The organism is Streptomyces sp. NPDC031445, assembly GCF_055581365.1.
Genome location: NZ_JBVIJO010000012.1, coordinates 315,760 through 333,358 on the forward strand (window position 1 = coordinate 315,760; position 17,599 = coordinate 333,358).

Below are 17,599 nucleotides of genomic sequence, written 5' to 3' on the forward strand. Positions count from 1 at the left end.
CGCCGCACCCCGGGTACGGCGCGGTCTGGCGGGCGGGCGGGCACGGGCGGAGAGTCGGTCCCGGAGCGGGCGGCCCGGCCGCCGGAGCCCAGGGGGTGCGAGACACCGGACCGCGGCCCCGGCGCGCTGCGACCGCCCGCCCGTTCATCTGCGATGAGCCGCCACCCGCACCCGCCCAGGAGTTCACCATGCCCGCCACCCCGTCCCCGTCCAGGACCACCGCCGTCCCCCGCGGGCACGACGACGAGCCGCCGGCGCCCGGGCTCCGACGGCGACAGGCGGAGGGGGCCCGGGCGACCGCGCCACCCCCCGGGCCCCCCGCCGTGCAGCGGCGGAGCGGCGTCGAGCTGGTCGCTTCGCTGCTCGGATTCACCGTGATCACCATCGATGTCTCGGCCGTGAATATCGCGCTGCCCGCGATCCGGGACTCCCTCAGCGGCGGGATGGCCGGGCTGCAATGGGTGGTGGACGCGTACACCCTGATGTTCGCGGCCCTGATGCTCTCCGCGGGCGCCCTCGCCGACCGGGCCGGTGCCCGCCGCGCCTACTCCTGGGGCGTCGCCCTGTTCACCGTCGCCTCCCTCGGCTGCGCGCTCGCGCCCGGCATCGGCATGCTGGTCGGCGCACGCGTGGCGCAGGGCGCCGCCGCCGCGGTCGTGATGCCGGCCTCGCTGGCGCTGATCCGGCAGGCCTACGAGGACGCGCGGGCGCGCGCCCGCGCCATCGCGCTGTGGACGGTCGGCGGCTCGGTGGCGATGGCCGCGGGTCCCGTGCTGGGCGGGCTGCTCACCGACTCGGCCGGCTGGCGTGCCGTCTTCCTGCTCAACCTCCCCGTGGGCGCGGTGATCCTCGGCCTGCTGCTCCGGGTCCCGCGCTCCCCGCGCCGGCCCGCCGCGCTGGACGGCGGCGGCCAGCTCACCGCCGTGGTGGCTCTGGCCGGGCTGGCCTTCGCGGTGATCGAGGGCGGCCACCTGGGCTGGACCAGCGGCCCCGTGCTGACAGCCGCCGCGCTCGCCCTCGTCTCCGGGTACGCCTTCCGCGTGGTGGAGGCCCGGCACCGCCAGCCCATGGTTCCGCTCGGCATGCTCACGAACCGCCGGGTGGCCGTCCCGCTCGCGGTCGGTTTCGCCGTCAACGCCGCCTTCTACGGCGGGATCTTCCTCCTCGGGCTGTACTACCAACAGCTGCGCGGGATGACGGGGATCACAGCCGGGCTGATGTTCGTCCCGATGTCGGCGGTGGTGACGGCGACCAACCTGGTCTCACCACGGCTGGCGGAGCGGATCGGGCGGCGGCCGGTGATCGTCGCCGGGCAGCTGGTCTTCACCGGCGCGATGGCGGCCATGCTGCCGCTGGCCGCGCACACCCCCGTATGGCTGGTGCTCGTACTGCTGCTGCCGCTGAGCGTCGGCGGGGCGCTCGCGGTGCCCGCGCTGACCGCGCTGCTGATGGACGCCGTCCCGCAGGAGCGCGCGGGGGCCGCGTCAGGGCTGCTCAACTCCCTCCGCCAGACCGGCGGTGCGCTCGCCGTCGCCCTCTTCGGCAGTCTGCTCACCGGCCCCGGCGGCAGCTTCTCCCTCCCGGGCATGCGCATCGGCCTGCTCGCTGTCGCCGCCCTCCTCTTGGTCACCGCCGCCCTCTCCCGCCTCCTCCTGCCCCGTGGCTGACCCCCTCAACGGGCTCCGCTCGCCCGCGTACAGCCGCCCGAGCTTCGTCGATTCCCGAGGTTCACGGCGGTGCCTTCCCGTCATGCGCGCCTCGACCGGCGAGGCCGCATTCTCCGGCACGATGTGTACCGCGGGCGGCGGCACCGCCTGGTGCACGGTCATTCACGTCCGGGCCTCGCCGCGGACGGTGTGCCGGCGGCGTGGTGCAGCGAACGCCACGTCACCACCGCCCAGGCCGCCGCGAGCAGGAGGTACAGCCCGACCGCCGTCCACACGAGGGGCTGTGACCCGGTGCGGGCGGCCAGCGCACTCGTGCCGGTGACGCAGGCGCCCAGCGGGAAGATGAAGGACCACCAGGTCGGCGCGAAGGGAAGTCCCGACCGCAACTGCCGTACGGTCAGCGCCGTGGCGAGGACCAGCCACAGCATCGCGAAGCCCCACAGCCCGATTCCCCCGAGCAGCGCGAAGGCCGCCGCGCCCCGTGCGTACGGACCGGACAACGCGCTCGGCGTCGCCGCGGCGAGGGCGCCCATCGCCGTCACCGCCTGGTCGACGGCGCCCAGACCGATCCACACCGTGGGCACCACCGCTCCCGTGGGAGCGTCGTGGTGGACCAGGCGGCTGAAGACCATCGCCAGCACCAGCAGCGCCGCCACCAGGCCGAGCCCGAGCATCGCGTAGCAGCCGAGCAGCAACGCCAGCCGCGGCTGGCCGGCGGGTGTGTGCGGGACGAGCAGTGCGCCCGTCGCGGCGGAGACCAACGGCGGCACCACCGGCATCAGCCAGCCGCCGAACGCCGCGTCCGGCCCGAAGCGGTGCCGGGTGACCATCACGAACAGCACCGCGCAGGTCGCGGACAGGCCGAGCGCGGTGCCCAGCGACCACAGCACCCAGTCGACGGTCAGGGCCGTCCGCGCCCCGATCACCGGTCCGCCGAGCAGCAGCGCGCCCGAACCCACCGTGAGCAGTGCCATCGGCGGGGCCCCGAGGAACGGCGCCAGCACCGGATCGGTGACGTGCGCCCGCAACGCCCGCTGCCCGAGGTACCGGACCGCGAGGACGACCAGCAGCACCGCGGCCCCCACCCAGACCACTCTGGCCGCGTCATGCAGCCAGGGGGAGCTCCGCGGCAACGTCACCGCCGCGTTGGCGACGATGCCGGTGCCCATCACGGCCGCGAACCAGCTGGGGCCCACGTGCGGACGTCGCGTCGCGCCGGCCGCCGGAGGCCGGGGGCGGGCATGGGCGGCGTGCCGGGTCCCCGGCCCGCTCCGAGACAGGAGGGACCGGGTGTCGCTGGGATCGGATGTCACGGCGGAGAACGCTTCTTTCCTCTGGTCGGCAATCACCGTCGGCAATCGGCACACCGGCACCCCGCCCCCACGGCACACGGGCCGCGGCCGCAGCCGTCGGCTCGTTGGCCCCACGACGTTACGGTCACATCCGGCCACCACCGCAGCATTCCGCGTGCCAGGACACCCTCACATCAGGACGTCCGGCCCCCGCTCCCGGCGGACACCGCGTCCACCGGCACGGCACGGCGCCGGCAACGTCCTGATGTGAGGCCTCCCCGGCACCTTCGGACCCCGGCAGCGACCCGGCGCTGCCGTAGCGTCGGTGGTGCCACACGGTCAGCGATGCGCGCACCCCACCGCGACGGAACGCGGCCGCACTCCCGCCGGGAGCGACCCCCGCCGCGGGCGACGCGCGGACGACGGGGCCCGCGTGAACGCGCCCGCCATCGGCTGTCCCGAACGAGGAAAGAAGGCGATCCACCCAGTGGCGTCGACATCCAGCGCCGGAGAAAGGGCGCTTCAAGGACCGGAATTCGGCCTCAACGAATGGCTCGTGGACGAGCAGTACGAGCGCTACCTGCACGATCCCGAATCGGTCGACCAGAAGTGGAGGGACTTCTTCGTCTCCCGGACCTCCGCGACGGGCTGGCGCGGGCGTACGGGCACGCCGTCCCCGGACGGCGACGCGCACGAGGCGGCACTCAAGGCCGTGCGCGTCGCCGCGCTGATCCACGCCCATCGCGTGCGCGGACACCTGGCGGCCCGCACCGACCCCCTCGCGGCCGGCGGACCGGTGCCCGCACACGCGGAGCTCGACATCGCGGCCTTCGGGCTGAGCGAGGAGGACCTGGACGAGGAGTTCGTCGTCGACGGCTTCGCCGGGCGCGACACCATGACCCTGCGCGCCGTGCTGGACGTCCTTCACGCGTCCTACCGCGGGACGGTGGGCGCCGAGTACATGCACATCCAGGCCGTCGAGGAGCGCCGCTGGGTGCAGGAGCGGATCGAAGGGCCCCCACCCCTGCCGGACAGGGCGGACCAGCTGCAGATCCTGTACCGGCTGGGCGCGGCCGAGGCCTTCGAGACGTTCCTGCAGACCAAGTACGTCGGCCAGAAGCGGTACTCGCTCGAAGGCGGCGAGTCGGCCATCGTGCTGCTGGACGCCCTGCTGCACCGCTGCATCAGGCGCGGGGTGCGGGAAGCGGTCATCGGCATGGCCCACCGGGGCCGGCTCAACGTCCTCGCGAACATCGTCGGCAAGTCGTACGGGAGCATCTTCCACGAGTTCGACGACGCGGTGGACATCCTGTCGGCCCAGGGGACCGGCGACGTGAAGTACCACCTCGGGGCGGACGGGACCTACCGCGCCCTGGACGGCGGCTCGCTCGCCGTCTCCGTCGTGGCCAACCCCTCTCACCTGGAGATCGTGGGTCCGGTGGCCGAGGGGGTCGTGCGCGCCAAGCAGGACCTGGCCGACGGCGGCGGCGAGGACTTCTCCGTCCTGCCGGTCGTCGTCCACGGCGATGCCGCCTTCGCCGGGCAGGGCGTGGTCTTCGAGACGCTGAACATGTCGCAGCTGCCCGGCTACCGCACCGGCGGGACGGTGCACGTCGTCATCAACAACCAGCTCGGCTTCACGACCTCGCCCGCCAGCGGCCGCTCCAGCACCTACGCCACCGCCGTGGCGCGGACGGTCGAGGCCCCGGTCTTCCACGTCAACGCGGACGACCCCGAAGCGGTCGTCCGGATCGCACGCCTGGCCTTCGACTACCGCCAGACGTTCCACAAGGACGTCGTCATCGACCTGGTCTGCTACCGCAGGCACGGCCACAGCGAGGTCGACGACCCGTCCATCACCCAGCCGGGCATGTACGACCGCATCGGCGTCACACCGTCCGTGCGTACGCTGTACGCACGCGCGCTGGTCGGCAGCGGGGCCATCGACGAGCGGCAGGCGGAGGGCGCCCTACGGGACTACCGGCAGCGCCTGGAACGGGCCTTCGCCGAGACCCGGGCCCTGCCGGCCACCGGTTCCCCGGGGCCCGCCACCCCGACGGGCTCCGAGGACGGCACCGCCGTGCGCAGGCCGACCGCGATCACGGAGGCCACCGCCCGGCACGTCCTCGCCTCTCAGACCGGGCAGCCGGCGGACTTCACCGTCCACCCGCGCGTCCTGCCGCAGCTGCGCAGGCGCACCACGATGCTGGACGCCGGAACCGTCGACTGGGCCACCGCCGAGGCCCTGGCGATCGGCTCGCTGCTGATGGAGGGGGTCCCGGTGCGGCTGGCCGGTCAGGACTCCCGTCGCGGCACCTTCGGCCAGCGCCACGCGGTGCTCACCGACCGGCGCACCGGAGCGGAGTACACCCCGCTGAACGGACTCGGCGCGGGCGCAGCGGACTTCACCCCCTACGACTCGATGCTGTCCGAGATGGCGGCCCTGGCCTTCGAGTACGGCTATTCGCTGGAGCGGCCCGACGCCCTGGTGCTGTGGGAGGCCCAGTTCGGCGACTTCGCCAACGGCGCGCAGAGCGTCGTCGACGAGTACGTCGCGTCGTCGGAACAGAAGTGGGGAGAACGCTCCGGGGTCACGCTGCTGCTGCCCCACGGCCTGGAGGGGCAGGGTCCCGACCACTCCTCGGGCAGGATCGAGCGGTTCCTCCAGCTGTGCGCGCAGGGGAACATGACCGTCGCCGTCCCGACGCTGCCCGGCAACTACTTCCACCTGCTCAGGCAGCAGGCGCTCACCGAGCGCAGGAGGCCGCTGGTGGTGTTCACCCCCAAATCGATGCTGCGGCTGAAGGAGGCCACCTCCGGGCTGACGGACTTCACCGCGGGCTCCTTCCGTCCGGTCCTGCCGGACGCAGCGGTCGACGGTGCCGGGGTCCGGCGCGTGCTGCTGTGCTCGGGGAAGGTCTTCTACGACCTGGACGCGTACCGGCGGAACGCCGGCCTGCGGGACACCGCGATCGTCCGGCTCGAGCGCCTGTACCCGTTCCCAAACGCCGAACTCGCCGCTGAACTCGCCCGCTTCCCTCGTGACGCCGAGGTGCGGTGGGTGCAGGAGGAGGCCGGCAACCAGGGCGCGTGGTCGTTCGTGCGGCCGCACGTGGAGCGGCTGGCGGACCGCTCCCCGGAACTGGTGGGCCGGCCGCCCGCCTCGGCCCCCGCGGTGGGCTCCGGCAGACGGCACGCGGCCGAGCAGAAGGAGCTGGTGGAGGCAGCCTTCCGCTGACGGATCCCGTCGCCGCCCCGGCGATGCCCGAGAGCGACGGTGCCTCTCCCCTCGCAGGAGAGGCACCGAGGTCCACCCCCCCCGCTACGGCTCGGGTCCGGCGTTCGGCACGCGCGTGATCCACCCCACGGCACTTCCGGACACGCCGCGGGCACTTCGGGCCGTGCGCCTCCGCAGCGCCCGAACGCGCGGATCGGAGACGTAGCTTCGATGTCGGCAGTCCTGCCCGTCCGGGCGGTGCAGGCGAATCCGTGGCCGGGCCGCGGACCCTCCGGCTGACCTCGACGCCCTTGTGGCGGGCGCCCGGAGCCGTATGACAGCCCGCCGCCCTCACCTCTGAAGGAGTTCCGCAATGAAGACCGTCGTCCACTGGATAGGTGGCAAGCCCTTCGGGGACGCCGCGGCCGCTTCCGGCACCTGGGGCCGTGTGACCGACCCGGCGACCGGAGAGGTCACCACACGGGTCGCGATGGCCGGAGCCGACGAGGTCGATGCCGCGGTCGCGGCGGCGAAGGAGGCCTATGCGACCTGGCGCAGGTCACCCCTCGCGCGGCGGACGGCGGTCCTCTTCCGCTACCGTGAGCTGCTGGACGCGCACCGGGACGAACTCGCCGCGCTGATCACCGCCGAGCAGGGCAAGGTCCACACGGACGCGCTGGGCGAGGTGGCGCGGGGCCTGGAGATCGTCGAGCTGGCCTGCGGGCTCGGCACGGCCCTCAAGGGGGACACGTCCACGGAGGTGTCGGACCACGTCGACGTGGAGTCGCTCCGCCAGCCGCTGGGCGTGGTCGCGGGCATCTCGCCGTTCAACTTCCCCGCGATGATCGGCATGTGGATGTTCCCCATGGCGATCGCCTGCGGGAACACCTTCGTCCACAAGCCGAGCAGCAAGGCTCCCTCCGCCTCCGTGTTCCTCGCGGAACTCGCGGCCGAGGCCGGTGTGCCCGACGGTGTGCTCAACATCGTCCACGGCGACGAGACCGCCGTGAACGCGCTGCTCGACCACCCGGACGTGGCGGCCGTGTCGTTCGTGGGCTCCACGCCGGTCGCCCGGCACGTCTACCGCAGGGCGTCCGCGAGCGGCAAACGCGTCCAGGCCCTCGGCGGCGCGAAGAACCACATGCTGGTGCTGCCCGACGCCGATCTCGACGCCGCCGCCGACGCCGCCGTGACCGCCGCCTACGGCTCTGCGGGGCAGCGCTGCATGGCGGTGTCCGTGGTGGTCGCCGTCGGCTCCGCGGGCGACGCGCTGGTGCCCCGGATCGTCGAGCGGGCCACGAAGGTCAGGATCGGTCCGGGCAACGAGCCGGGGTCCGAGATGGGCCCGCTCGTCACCAGGGAGCACCGCGACGAGGTCGCGGACTACGTCGCCGGGGCGGCCGCCCAGGGCGCCGACGTGGTCCTGGACGGCAGGGACTTCACCGTCGAGGGCTTCGAGAACGGGCACTGGATGGGCATCTCGCTCCTCGACCGGGTCAGTACGCGGTCGGACGCCTACCGGAACGAGATCTTCGGCCCCGTCCTGTGCGTGGTCCGCGCGGAGACCTACGAGGAGGCCATGCGCGTCATCAACGGTTCCCCGTTCGGCAACGCGAGCTCGATCTTCACACGCGACGGCGGTGCGGCCCGCCGGTTCAAGCTGGAGGCCGAGACCGGCATGGTCGGCGTGAACGTGCCGATGCCGGTGCCGGTGGGCTACCACTCCTTCGGCGGCTGGAAGGACTCGGCCTTCGGCGACCACCGCATGTACGGCAGCGAAGCCGTGCACTTCTACACGCGCGGCAAGGTCGTCACGAGCCGCTGGCCGGACTCCGCCGGGACGGCGGCCGGCTGACGGCGTTCCGCTCCCGCTCCGGCCGAGCGGGGGCCGGCGACCGCAGTGGCCGGAGTCCGGCGTGCCACGAGGTCTTCCACGTCCTGATGTGCGGCCGACGTGACCTGCGGGAACCTCCGCCCCCGGCCTCTTCCGGATCTACCGTCGTCACCGCGAGGAAGGAGCAGCGGCATGAGCCTGCTGGCAAGGATCGGACAGCCCGCGGACCTGAGGGGGCTGAGCCGTCCGGAGCTGGTGCGGCTGGCCGGGGAGATCCGCGAGTTCCTGGTCCGGCACGTCGCGGCCACGGGCGGGCATCTGGGGCCCAACCTGGGCGTGGTGGAACTGACCCTGGCACTGCACCGGGTCTTCGACTCCCCCCGTGACCGGCTGCTGTGGGATGTCGGGCACCAGGCGTACGTCCACAAGATTGTGACGGGGCGGGCCGGTGAGTTCACCGGCCTGCGGCAGCGCGGCGGTCTGTCCGGATACCCCAGCCGGGAGGAGTCCGCGCACGACCACATCGAGCACTCCCACGCGTCGGCCGCGCTGTCGTACGCCGACGGTATGGCCAAAGCCGGGGCGCTCGCGGGAGCCACGGACCGGCACATCGTCGCCGTGGTGGGCGACGGAGCACTCACCGGGGGGCTGGCCTGGGAGGCTCTCAACAACATCGCGGAGGCACCCCACCGGCCCGTGGTGATCGTCCTCAACGACAACGGCCGTTCGTACGCGCCGACGGTGGGCGGACTCGCGAGGCACCTGGCGGCCCTGCGCGGCCATGCCGGCTACGAGCGTCTGGCGGGCTGGGGCAGACAGGTCCTCGGCGGCGCCGGGACGCCGGGGCGCGCGCTGCACCGCACCCTGCACGCGGCCAAGGAAGGCCTCAAGGAGGGCATCAAGGAGGGGCTGAGGCCGGGTCCCGGGGAGGGCTCCGCCGAGGCCGTGGCGCCGCACTCGCTCTTCGGCGCGCTGGGACTGCACTACCTCGGTCCCGTCGACGGCCACGACCTCACCGCCGTGGAAGAGGCCCTGCAGCGGGCCAAGGCCCACGGCGAGCCCGTCGTCGTGCACTGCATCACGCGCAAGGGGTTCGGATACGCGCCTGCCGAGCAGGACGAGGAGGACCACCTGCACGGCGTCGGCACCATCGACCCGCGGACGGGGCGCCCCCTGCGGGCTGCCGGTCTGACCTGGTCGGCGGCGTTCGGCCGCGAACTGGTGGACCTGGCGGACACGCACCCGGAGGTCGTGGCGATCACCGCGGCCATGCCCGGCTCGGTCGGTCTGAACGACTTCGCCGCACGGTACCCGGCACGTTTCTTCGACGTCGGGATCGCCGAGCAGCACGCGGTCGCCTCGGCCGCCGGGATGGCCATGGCCGGACTGCATCCGGTGATCGCCCTGTACGGCACCTTCCTGAACCGCGCACTCGACCAGGTGCTGATGGACCTCGCGCTGCACCGGCTCGGCGTGACCCTCGTACTCGACCGGTCCGGAGTCACCGGTGACGACGGACCCAGCCACAACGGGCTCTGGGACCTGGCGATGCTCCAAGCGGTCCCCGGGCTGCGCATCGCGGCTCCCCGGGATGCCCCTACGCTGCGGCAGCGGCTGGTGCAGGCGGTCTCGGTCACTGACGCGCCGACGGTCCTGCGCTACCCGCGGGGCGCCGTCGGCCCGGAGGTTCCGGCGGTCGGCCGAGCCGGTGCGGTCGATGTGCTGCGTGAGGGCGCCGTCGCCGGCGGCGTCCTGCTGATCGCCGTCGGGACGATGGCCGTGGTCGCCCTCGAGGCGGCGGGGCTGTGTGCCCGGCACGGGGTCGAGGTCACCGTGGTGGACCCGCTGTGGGTCAAGCCGCTTCCCGGTGAACTGACCGCCCTCGCCGCCGATCACGCGCTGGTCGTCACGGTCGAGGACGGCCTGCGCCACGGGGGAGTGGGTACCGCCGTGAGCCAGGCGCTGCAGGAAGCCGGCATCCGCACTCCGGTGCGTGTCCTGGGCGTGGCCGACGGGTTTCCCCGCCAGGCCGGCCGTGCCGAGATTCTCATGGAGGCGGGCCTGACGGCCCAGGCCATCGCGCACACCGTCACCCAGGCCCTTGCCGGGGCTGCCGCCGGGGTGGTGCCGGACGATGCCCCGACCGTCCGGCGCCCGAAAGGCGGTGAAACGCACATATCGGTAACGTCTCTACCGCGGGGGCATCCGGAGGATGTGTGACAGCCGAGATCATCTGCCGTGGAATCGACGAGCAGACGCCCTCCGAGGACGGCGTGCGCGTGCTCGTCGACCTGGTCTGGCCGCAGGGCGCGCGCCGGGACGGCGCGCCGTTCGACGCGTGGGTGCCGGAGGTCGCACCCTCCGTCGAACTGCAGCGCTGGTACGACCGCAACCCCCTGCAATTCGGTGAGTTCCGCCGCCGCTACCGGACCGAACTGGGCGACCAGCGGCACCAGCACGCGGCTGCCCGACTGCGGGACCTGGCCGGACACGGCGGCCTCACCCTGCTGACCGCCGCCCAGGACACGGGCCGCAGCCATGCCGCGGTCCTCGCCGAATGGCTCACCGACACCGGCCCCCGCGACGAACGGCGTCCGGACGCCGGACCTCCCACGCCCCGAGACACCGCGTCCGGTGTCCGGCCGGCCGGCCGCCGCGCGGGCTTGTCCGCCGCGGTGGCCGACCTCAACGCGGGCGCGCTGGCCTTCGTCATGGGCACCGGCATCGTCTCCACGGCCCTGTACGTCAACGGCGCCGGCACCGCCTCCGCGGCACTGCTGTGGGTGGCACTAGCCGGATTCGCCGTCCTGGTACCGGCCTACGGCTGGCGGCTGCTGCGGTGGCGAGAGCGGTTCGTCGCGGACCTCCTCGGGCCGCGCGCCTTCGCGTTCCTCACCCTCGCCATCTCCTCCAACGTACTGGCCGCGCGCTTCGTGCCGGACGGCCACACCGCGCTCGCGGGTGCGTTCCTGGCGTTCGGGACGCTGGGGTGGGTGGTGCTGGACTACGGCATTCCGGTCGCGCTCATCACCACGTTGAAACGGGGGCCCTCGTTCGACCAGGTGAACGGCACCTGGTTCCTGTGGGCGGTGGGATCGGAGTCGGTGGCGGTCGCGGCGGCCTCGCTCGCGCGGGTGATCCCGGGCCACGTACTGCCCGTGCTGGCGGTGGTGTGCTGGTCCGTCGGCCTGACGCAGTACCTCTTGACCGCCGGCATCGTCCTGGCCCGGCTGCTGGGCCGGCCGGTCCAGCCGGAAGGTCTCATGACGTCCGTCTGGATCTTCATGGGAGCGGCGGCGATCGCGGTGCTCGCCGCGGTGCGGCTGATCGCCCTCCCGCCCGGCGGCGCCGTGCTGTCGCGCCCGCTCCTGGTCGGGTCGGCCGTCGTCCTGTGGTCGTTCGCGAGCTGGCTCATCCCCCTCCTGCTGGCCCTGGGCGTATGGCGGCACGCCCTGCGCCGCGTTCCGCTGCGCTACGAGCTCGGCTGGTGGAACCTCGTCTTCCCGGTCGGCATGTACGCGGTCACCACACACGAGTTGGGACGTGTCACCGCAAGCTCCTGGATGACGAGCGCGGGCCGCTGGGAGGTCTGGATCGCGGCGGTGTTCTGGGCCGTCGTCTTCGTCGCCATGGCGGCCGCGAGGCTCCGGCCCCGCCGCACGGCCGTGCACGGTTGCGCTGCCGGTGCGGGGCAGGGGCCGCCCGCGGGGTAGCGATGCGACGCCGTCCCGGACGCTGCCGTGGACCGTGAAGGGGAGCCCGCGCGGTTCCGGCCGGACAGCCCCCGACGCTGCCCGCGCACGGACGCCTGGACTACGACCGGCCGGCCGTGGAGGTGCGGTCGCCGGTGCCCAGGCCGGTCGTCCGGAAACTGGCCCGGAACGCGGCCGGTGTCACGCCCAGGTGGCGCACGAAGGCCCTGCGGAGCGACTCGGGTGAACCGAAACCGGTGCGCCGCGCGACGACCGCCATGGGGTCGTCACCGGTCTCCAGCATCGCCTGGGCGGCCTCCAGCCTGACCTGCTCCACGTACCGGCCGGGACTGGTGCCGACCTCTTCGTAGAACAGCCGCGTGACGTGGCGGACGCTGACGCCCGCCCTGCGGGCCATCGCCGTCAGGGAGTGGTTGCCTCCGGGGTTCTCCGCGACCGAGTCCAAGACCTCGCGGAGCATCTCCTGACGCGGGTTCGCAACCCGGGAACGGGCGCTGAACTGGGACTGGCCACCGGGTCGCTGCATGAAGACGACCATGTCCTTGGCGACCGCCCGGGCGACCTCCGCCCCGTAGTGCTCCTCGACGAGGGCGAGGGACAGATCGATCCCGGCGGTGACACCGGCGGAAGTCATCATCTTCCCGTCGCGCACGAAGATGGCGTCCGGCTCGACACGCACCGACGGGTAGCGCAGGCCCAGTTCACGCGTATGCCGCCAGTGGGTCGCCGCCCGCCGGCCGTCCAGGAGCCCCGCCGCGGCCAGCAGGAAGGCTCCCGTGCACACCGACGCCGTGCGACGTGCCCTGCCGCTCAGCCCCCGTACGGCGTCCAGCAGCGCGTCGTCCTTGACCAGCGTCTCCCACTCCGGACCACCCGGGATCACCAGGACGTCGCAGGTCTCGTGCGCGTCGCCGACCGACATGTCGGCGGCCAGACGCGTCCCGGCGGCGGTGACCACATCCGCGCCGTCCTCGGACGCGACCTGGACCCGGTACTGCCCACCCCAGTCATTCGCCGACGTGAAAACCTCGATGGGGCCCGTCACGTCGAGCAGGCGTACCCCCGGGAAGACGAACACCGTCACCGTGAGCGGACCCGCTCCAGGGTACTTGTGGTACATGAGGCGCCTCCCGGTTTCCGCCCACCATCGTGCGCCCGCCCCGCACGCCGATGCCACGACCTGTTGGCTCCCTGTTGGTAGGCGCAGCCTCCCAGTCGGCCCGGCCAGTACCGCTGTCCCGCGGTGCCGCGACGGCCGCCGCGCCGCGCCGCGTTCCGGTTCGTGTCACGGGACAACACGCTCGCGTGCCCGGCCCCTTCGCGGGAGTCGTGCGCACCGGCTCGCCGCCCGTCCCCGCTGTGGACCGCGCCCAGGAACTGCGCGGAACCATCACGGACTTGACGGACCACACCGCCGGCTTCCGGCCGGCACCGGTCGTCGTCCTCGACGGCGCCCGTCACGTCCGTCTCGCCGGACCCCTGCGGCCACACGCGCGTACCCCGTTGCCGGGGACGCGGGACACGGGTGAACAGATCACGCGACCCACCGCGTTGACGGCCCCGGCGGGACCGGGCGCGGGTCCGGTCGAAGAGCCGGCCCCGCGCCCGGGCGGATGACAGGGTGGAGTTCCACGGTCGGCGGTGTCAGACCTCGCCGCGCCAGGCGCCGGTCTCATTGCCGCCGCGGGATTCGATGAACTCCTTGAAGCGCTTCAGGTCGCCGGTGGCCTGCCGCTTGACGAAGCCGAGTTTGTCGCCGACGGTCTCGGTCAGCCCTTCGGGCTCGTACTCGAGCTGCAGCATGACCTTCGTGGTGGTCGCGTCGATGTAGTGGAACGTGACGACGCCGGCCTGCTTGGCCTCACCGTCGACGCTGGTCCAGGCGACCCGCTCGTCCGGGATCTGCTCGGTGATCGCCGCGTCGAACTCCCGCGTGACTCCGCCGATCTTCGTCACCCAGTGGGTGAGGGTGTCGCTGCGCTGCTCGATGCGCTCGACGCCGTCCATGAACTGCGGGAAGTCCTCGAACTGGGTCCACTGGTTGTAGGCGGCGTTGACGGGGACGTTGACCTCGATGGATTCCTCGACCTGCGACACGGGTGATCCTCTCCGGAAGGTGATGTCAGTTGTGCTGTGACAGGTTCCTCCTGAGGCGGTTCTCATGCCTGCCCGCGTACGCCCGTCGCGGCCGGCCTTTGCCGACGCCTGCACGACAGCGCCGGCGACCGGCTGACCGTCAGGGCAGAAGCGGGGTGACGGCGCGGGCGTGCTCCCACATCCCGTGCAGTTGCTCGAGGGGCCGTTGCTGTTCGCCGTGCAGGGCGTTGAGGACCACGAGGCCTCCGGTCAGGGCCGGCACCGCCCACTGCACACAGGCGAGCCGGCGCCGGGCCTCGGCGGTGTCGATGGGGTGCTCGGCTGCCTTCCCGGCGTCCTGGGGGTCGGGGGAGGAGGCGAGTTCGATCTTCTTGCCCAGGACGCGGGCATAGGCGGTGGCGGCCAGCGCCGCCGCCGTGACGACCGTCTTCGCGGTGGTGGAGCCGGCCACGCCCTTCTGCTTGCACACCCGGTGGGCGTTGACGGCGAGCAGGCCTCCGCCGCCGTACAGGTGCGCGGCGACCGCGGCCGCACTGACCGGCATCCACTTGGTCCAGCCGGCTGACGCGATGCGCGCCTGGCCGGTCTCCGTACCGCCTTCCTGCCGGGCGGCGCCGTTGAGACCGACGGCGCCCATCAGGGAGCCGCCGAACCACGCGGCCAGCCCCAGATCGTGCAGGCTGCGGATGACGGTATTGCGTCCGGACATGACGGCGCTCCTTGCGATGCGGGACATCGGCGAGCCGATGACAGGGCAGGTCTCCGATCACCCTCGCCCGGTGACGGGCTGCTCGCGATCGCTGATCGCCCAGTCGTGGCCGGTGGCTTGCCGTGGCTCTCGTCCGCGGTCGGGCCCTGCCGTCGTCAACCAGACCCCGGCCGTCGGTCAGGGCGCACGGTGGACCGGATGCCACGGACCGTCGCCCGGCGGCACGATCCGTACCGGCGGCTGTACCGGCGGCTGTACCTGCGGCTGTACCGGCGGCTGTACCTGCGGTGCGGCGCTCGGGTCCTCCGCGGGCTGGTTCCCCGTGCCCGGGGCCTGCGCGAGTCCGGTGGTCCCCCACAGCTGGTCGACACGCGCGCGCTCGGTGGCGTCCGGGTACCGGTTGGTGCAGGACGGGCCGGGGCCGCCGCCCGACATCAGCTCACTGCACGGCCCGCTGTAGTCGTCCGGAAGACCCAGCACGTGTCCGGTCTCGTGGGTGACGACGCGGATCGAGTCGTTCTGCTGGGCCTGGGCGTAGTCGATGAAGACGGAGCCTTTTCCGTGGCCGTTGGTGTCCGCGTGGGACCCCCGGGGGTCGTTGCCCTCCGAGTAGGAGAAGTCGGCACCGCTCGAAGCCTGGGCCTCTTTGAGCTTGACGTTGGATTCGGAGGCGTTCCAGATCGAGGCCGCGCTCGATATCTGTGAGCGGAAGCTCGGCGCCTTGGAGGCGTCGTAGTAGAGGGTCACTGCCTGCGCGCCGGGCTGGGCGGCGCGCTTCTCGGCGACCGACTTGACCACAGCATCGAGAAGCGCCTTGTTGTTCGCGGCCTCCTGGGCCGACCCGTCGTACCGCGCCACGGAGGTACCGGCGGAAGCGGGCGGGGTGGCGGCCGGCTGTGCGCTCGCCGGCACTACCGCGCCCAGCGCGCTGGAGGCCAGACCCAGGCCGAGAGCGAGGGAGAGGAGTCTCGGGGACGGTCGGGACAGTTTCACGTAGGGGGCTCCTGCTCACTCGGTGACCGATCGCCGCAGTGCGCGGTCGAGTCGGTGTGAACACCGGCTCTCAACTGCGGCGACGTCCTGTGGGCCGCCATTCTTAGAACGGCTCGACAGGGTGCGCAACGGGTCCCGCCACTACGCCGCCTCGTAGGCCCCGGGACCTCGCTGGGCCGGCGCGCAGGCACCCGATCAGGACATGGCGACAGCAGGATGAAGCTGTCGTGACGTCAGAAGCCGCACAGAACGGCGCAGTTGGTACGCATGCCGACCGGGCGGAGTTCTCGTACGTACGACCGGATGCCCATCCAGTCCAAAATGGACAAAGCTGTGCATACTCATCGCGGCGCGTCTACTAAGAGCTCTGGTTGATTGGCGTATGGCCGTGACCGACGTCACCGGATCGGCATTCATCGATCAACGGGAACGGACGGCTGTGACGATCGCGTTCCCTGGCGGAGCTGGTCCGTCCGGCATCACCGGACGCGGCGACCGTTCCGCCGGCGTCTTCTGAAGCACTCCCGCCTGCCGGACGCCGCCGCGGTCCAGGGGCCTCGCGGTCGGCGACTCCCCCCCACGCGGGCGGCAGGCAGGCGACGGCCGCCACCTCACGGAGTGGTCCGCACCCGCGGTGCGTGAGGAGGACACGCTCTACGACACGATCGAGACCGTCGTCGGCATCGCCTCCGTCCGGGGCGCCTCGCCCGCCCATGTCTCTGCTCGCCAAGCCGCGAAGCCGGACCTCTTCCTGCGCCGTCCAGCCAAGTGACCGGCCGGGGTGCCGTAGCGCTTCCCGGGTCCGGCCGAAATTGCGTACAGCTGACATATACGCCGTCGGTATGCGGCCCTGTCGCACCGGTCGTATTGTTTTCAAGAGCGCGTCGCTGTCGGATCAAGCAGGTGATACGCGAAGGAGGCCCCCATCAACCGGTCGGCGGGACAGCCGAACCGCCCATTTCCTCCAGGAGCAACACCATGCCTGAGTTCCACCACAACATGTTCGAACACGAAGGCGTCCGCATCCATTACGTGACCGCGGGCGAACCGCCGTCCAAAGGCGGGGACGACAAAACCATCGTGCTCATCCACGGCTGGCCCCAGACCTGGTGGGAATGGCGCCACATCATAGAACCCCTGCACTCCGACGGCTGGTTCGTCGTGGCTCCCGACGTCCGGGGCGCAGGCGGGTCCTCGAAGCCCGAGGGCGGTTACGACAAACAGACGATGGCAGGCGACATCAGGGCACTGCTGCGGCACCTCGGCGTGCAGAAACCGATCACCATCGTCAGCCACGACCTCGGGATGCTGGTCGGCTACGCCTACGCCACCCTCTGGCCGGACGAGGTCGCACGCCTCATGGTCTCGGAAGCCCCCATCCCGGGCACCGAGGGATACGAAAACGCTGTGGCGACGACCAATTACAGCAAGAACAGGATCTGGCATTTCCACATGCACGGCGCGGCGGACAACGCCGCCGAAATGCTCATCGCCGGCCACGAATTCCCGTACCTGCGCTCGTTCTACGTCAGGCTGAGTGCCAATCCTGACGCCATTTCGATCGCGGACGCGGAGCGCTACGTCGCGGACTACACACAGCCAGGAGCCATGCGGGCGGGCATCGAACTGTTCAGGGCGTTCGAGAAGGACGCCGAGGACAACCGGCGCATCCTGGCGGAGAAGGGCAAGATCAAGATGCCCGTGCTGGGACTCGGGGGACCGCCAGCTTCTTCCTGCCCATAGCGGAGAAGATGCTCTTGGAGGTCGCCGAAAACGTCACCGTCCGCGCGGTCGAGGGCTCGGGCCATTGGATGGCCGAAGAACAGCCGGAAAAGTTCCTGGAGCGCCTGCGGGAATGGTTCCAGGAGACTGGTGGGTGACGACGTGTACACGGCGATCTCTCGGGGTCTTCCCCGCCGCGCGGCTCCCGCTCGTACCAGCCGACGGTGATCGCCTCGGCCGGGCCGGTGAACCTGCAGCCGGCAGCCCGCCGACGCGGCGATGCCCGCGGTGCATGACGGCGATGTGACCGGCGTGTCCGCTTGCTCCTCCGGGCGTCTGCGGTGACGTGGGTCGG

13 protein-coding genes and 1 pseudogene are annotated in these 17,599 nt (G+C 72.2%); 9 read left to right on the plus strand and 5 right to left on the minus strand.

The genetic code is table 11. The features are described from left to right. The first annotated feature begins 188 nt into the window (after positions 1-188). Positions 189-1,667 carry an MFS transporter gene (locus ACZ5DC_RS29440; RefSeq protein ID WP_468657642.1) on the plus strand — a complete coding sequence of 493 codons (1,479 nt, stop codon included), beginning with the start codon at positions 189-191 and terminating at the stop codon, positions 1,665-1,667. A gap of 158 nt (positions 1,668-1,825) precedes the next feature. Here ACZ5DC_RS29440 and ACZ5DC_RS29445 read toward each other — a convergent pair whose 3' ends face one another. Further along, on the minus strand, positions 1,826-2,863 hold the full coding sequence (locus ACZ5DC_RS29445) for a TDT family transporter (RefSeq protein ID WP_468657644.1): 1,038 nt from the start codon (positions 2,861-2,863) through the stop codon (positions 1,826-1,828). 583 nt (positions 2,864-3,446) lie between these two features. On the opposite strand from ACZ5DC_RS29445, the gene ACZ5DC_RS29450 reads away from it, so the two are divergent. From ACZ5DC_RS29450 to ACZ5DC_RS29465, 4 genes are all read left to right on the plus strand, one after another. After that, on the plus strand, positions 3,447-6,197 hold the full coding sequence (locus ACZ5DC_RS29450) for a multifunctional oxoglutarate decarboxylase/oxoglutarate dehydrogenase thiamine pyrophosphate-binding subunit/dihydrolipoyllysine-residue succinyltransferase subunit (RefSeq protein ID WP_468657646.1): 2,751 nt from the start codon (positions 3,447-3,449) through the stop codon (positions 6,195-6,197). A 352-nt stretch (positions 6,198-6,549) separates the two neighbouring features. After that, entirely contained in the window at positions 6,550-8,031 is a 1,482-nt protein-coding gene (locus tag ACZ5DC_RS29455; RefSeq protein ID WP_468657648.1) for a CoA-acylating methylmalonate-semialdehyde dehydrogenase, read from the plus strand. Between the two features lie 171 nt (positions 8,032-8,202). Continuing rightward, the gene (gene dxs, locus ACZ5DC_RS29460; RefSeq protein WP_468657650.1) at positions 8,203-10,230 is read left to right on the plus strand and encodes a 1-deoxy-D-xylulose-5-phosphate synthase; all 2,028 of its coding nucleotides are present in this window, start codon (positions 8,203-8,205) and stop codon (positions 10,228-10,230) included. Then, a complete protein-coding gene (locus tag ACZ5DC_RS29465) occupies positions 10,227-11,723 on the plus strand; it encodes an SLAC1 family transporter (RefSeq protein WP_468657652.1) in 1,497 nt (498 codons plus the stop codon). The genes dxs and ACZ5DC_RS29465 overlap by 4 nt, the downstream gene beginning before the upstream one ends. Before the next feature lie 100 nt (positions 11,724-11,823). On the opposite strand, the gene ACZ5DC_RS29470 is transcribed toward ACZ5DC_RS29465, so the two are convergent. The 4 genes and pseudogenes from ACZ5DC_RS29470 to snpA all read right to left on the minus strand — a co-directional run. Beyond that, a complete protein-coding gene (locus ACZ5DC_RS29470) occupies positions 11,824-12,843 on the minus strand; it encodes a GlxA family transcriptional regulator (RefSeq protein ID WP_468657653.1) in 1,020 nt (339 codons plus the stop codon). A 524-nt stretch (positions 12,844-13,367) separates the two neighbouring features. After that, the gene (locus tag ACZ5DC_RS29475) at positions 13,368-13,820 is read right to left on the minus strand and encodes an SRPBCC family protein (protein WP_468657655.1); all 453 of its coding nucleotides are present in this window, start codon (positions 13,818-13,820) and stop codon (positions 13,368-13,370) included. A 139-nt stretch (positions 13,821-13,959) separates the two neighbouring features. Next, positions 13,960-14,529, minus strand: a complete 570-nt coding sequence (locus tag ACZ5DC_RS29480) for a hypothetical protein (RefSeq protein WP_468657657.1) — start codon at positions 14,527-14,529, stop codon at positions 13,960-13,962. 330 nt (positions 14,530-14,859) lie between these two features. After that, a pseudogene (snpA, locus tag ACZ5DC_RS29485) lies at positions 14,860-15,516 on the minus strand (snapalysin); the annotation flags it as partial. 394 nt (positions 15,517-15,910) lie between these two features. On the opposite strand from snpA, the gene ACZ5DC_RS29490 reads away from it, so the two are divergent. From ACZ5DC_RS29490 to ACZ5DC_RS29505, 4 genes are all read left to right on the plus strand, one after another. After that, complete coding sequence (locus ACZ5DC_RS29490; RefSeq protein ID WP_468657659.1) at positions 15,911-16,039, plus strand: hypothetical protein; 129 nt, start codon at positions 15,911-15,913, stop codon at positions 16,037-16,039. A gap of 117 nt (positions 16,040-16,156) precedes the next feature. Then, positions 16,157-16,294 carry a hypothetical protein gene (locus ACZ5DC_RS29495; protein ID WP_468657661.1) on the plus strand — a complete coding sequence of 46 codons (138 nt, stop codon included), beginning with the start codon at positions 16,157-16,159 and terminating at the stop codon, positions 16,292-16,294. 206 nt (positions 16,295-16,500) lie between these two features. Then, entirely contained in the window at positions 16,501-17,265 is a 765-nt protein-coding gene (locus tag ACZ5DC_RS29500; protein ID WP_468657663.1) for an alpha/beta fold hydrolase, read from the plus strand. A 14-nt stretch (positions 17,266-17,279) separates the two neighbouring features. Then, positions 17,280-17,402, plus strand: coding sequence for an alpha/beta fold hydrolase (locus ACZ5DC_RS29505; protein ID WP_468657665.1), 123 nt, complete (start codon positions 17,280-17,282; stop codon positions 17,400-17,402). Positions 17,403-17,599 lie beyond the last annotated feature (197 nt).

Bases quoted from the DNA above. Each gene is read 5' to 3' on its own strand.
- ACZ5DC_RS29440 (WP_468657642.1), top strand. From the start codon at position 189: ATGCCCGCCACCCCGTCCCCGTCCAGGACCACCGCCGTCCCCCGCGGG.
- ACZ5DC_RS29455 (WP_468657648.1), top strand. From the start codon at position 6,550: ATGAAGACCGTCGTCCACTGGATAGGTGGCAAGCCCTTCGGGGACGCC.
- dxs (WP_468657650.1), top strand. From the start codon at position 8,203: ATGAGCCTGCTGGCAAGGATCGGACAGCCCGCGGACCTGAGGGGGCTG.
- ACZ5DC_RS29470 (WP_468657653.1), bottom strand. From the start codon at position 12,843: ATGTACCACAAGTACCCTGGAGCGGGTCCGCTCACGGTGACGGTGTTC.
- ACZ5DC_RS29480 (WP_468657657.1), bottom strand. From the start codon at position 14,529: ATGTCCGGACGCAATACCGTCATCCGCAGCCTGCACGATCTGGGGCTG.
- ACZ5DC_RS29500 (WP_468657663.1), top strand. From the start codon at position 16,501: ATGCCTGAGTTCCACCACAACATGTTCGAACACGAAGGCGTCCGCATC.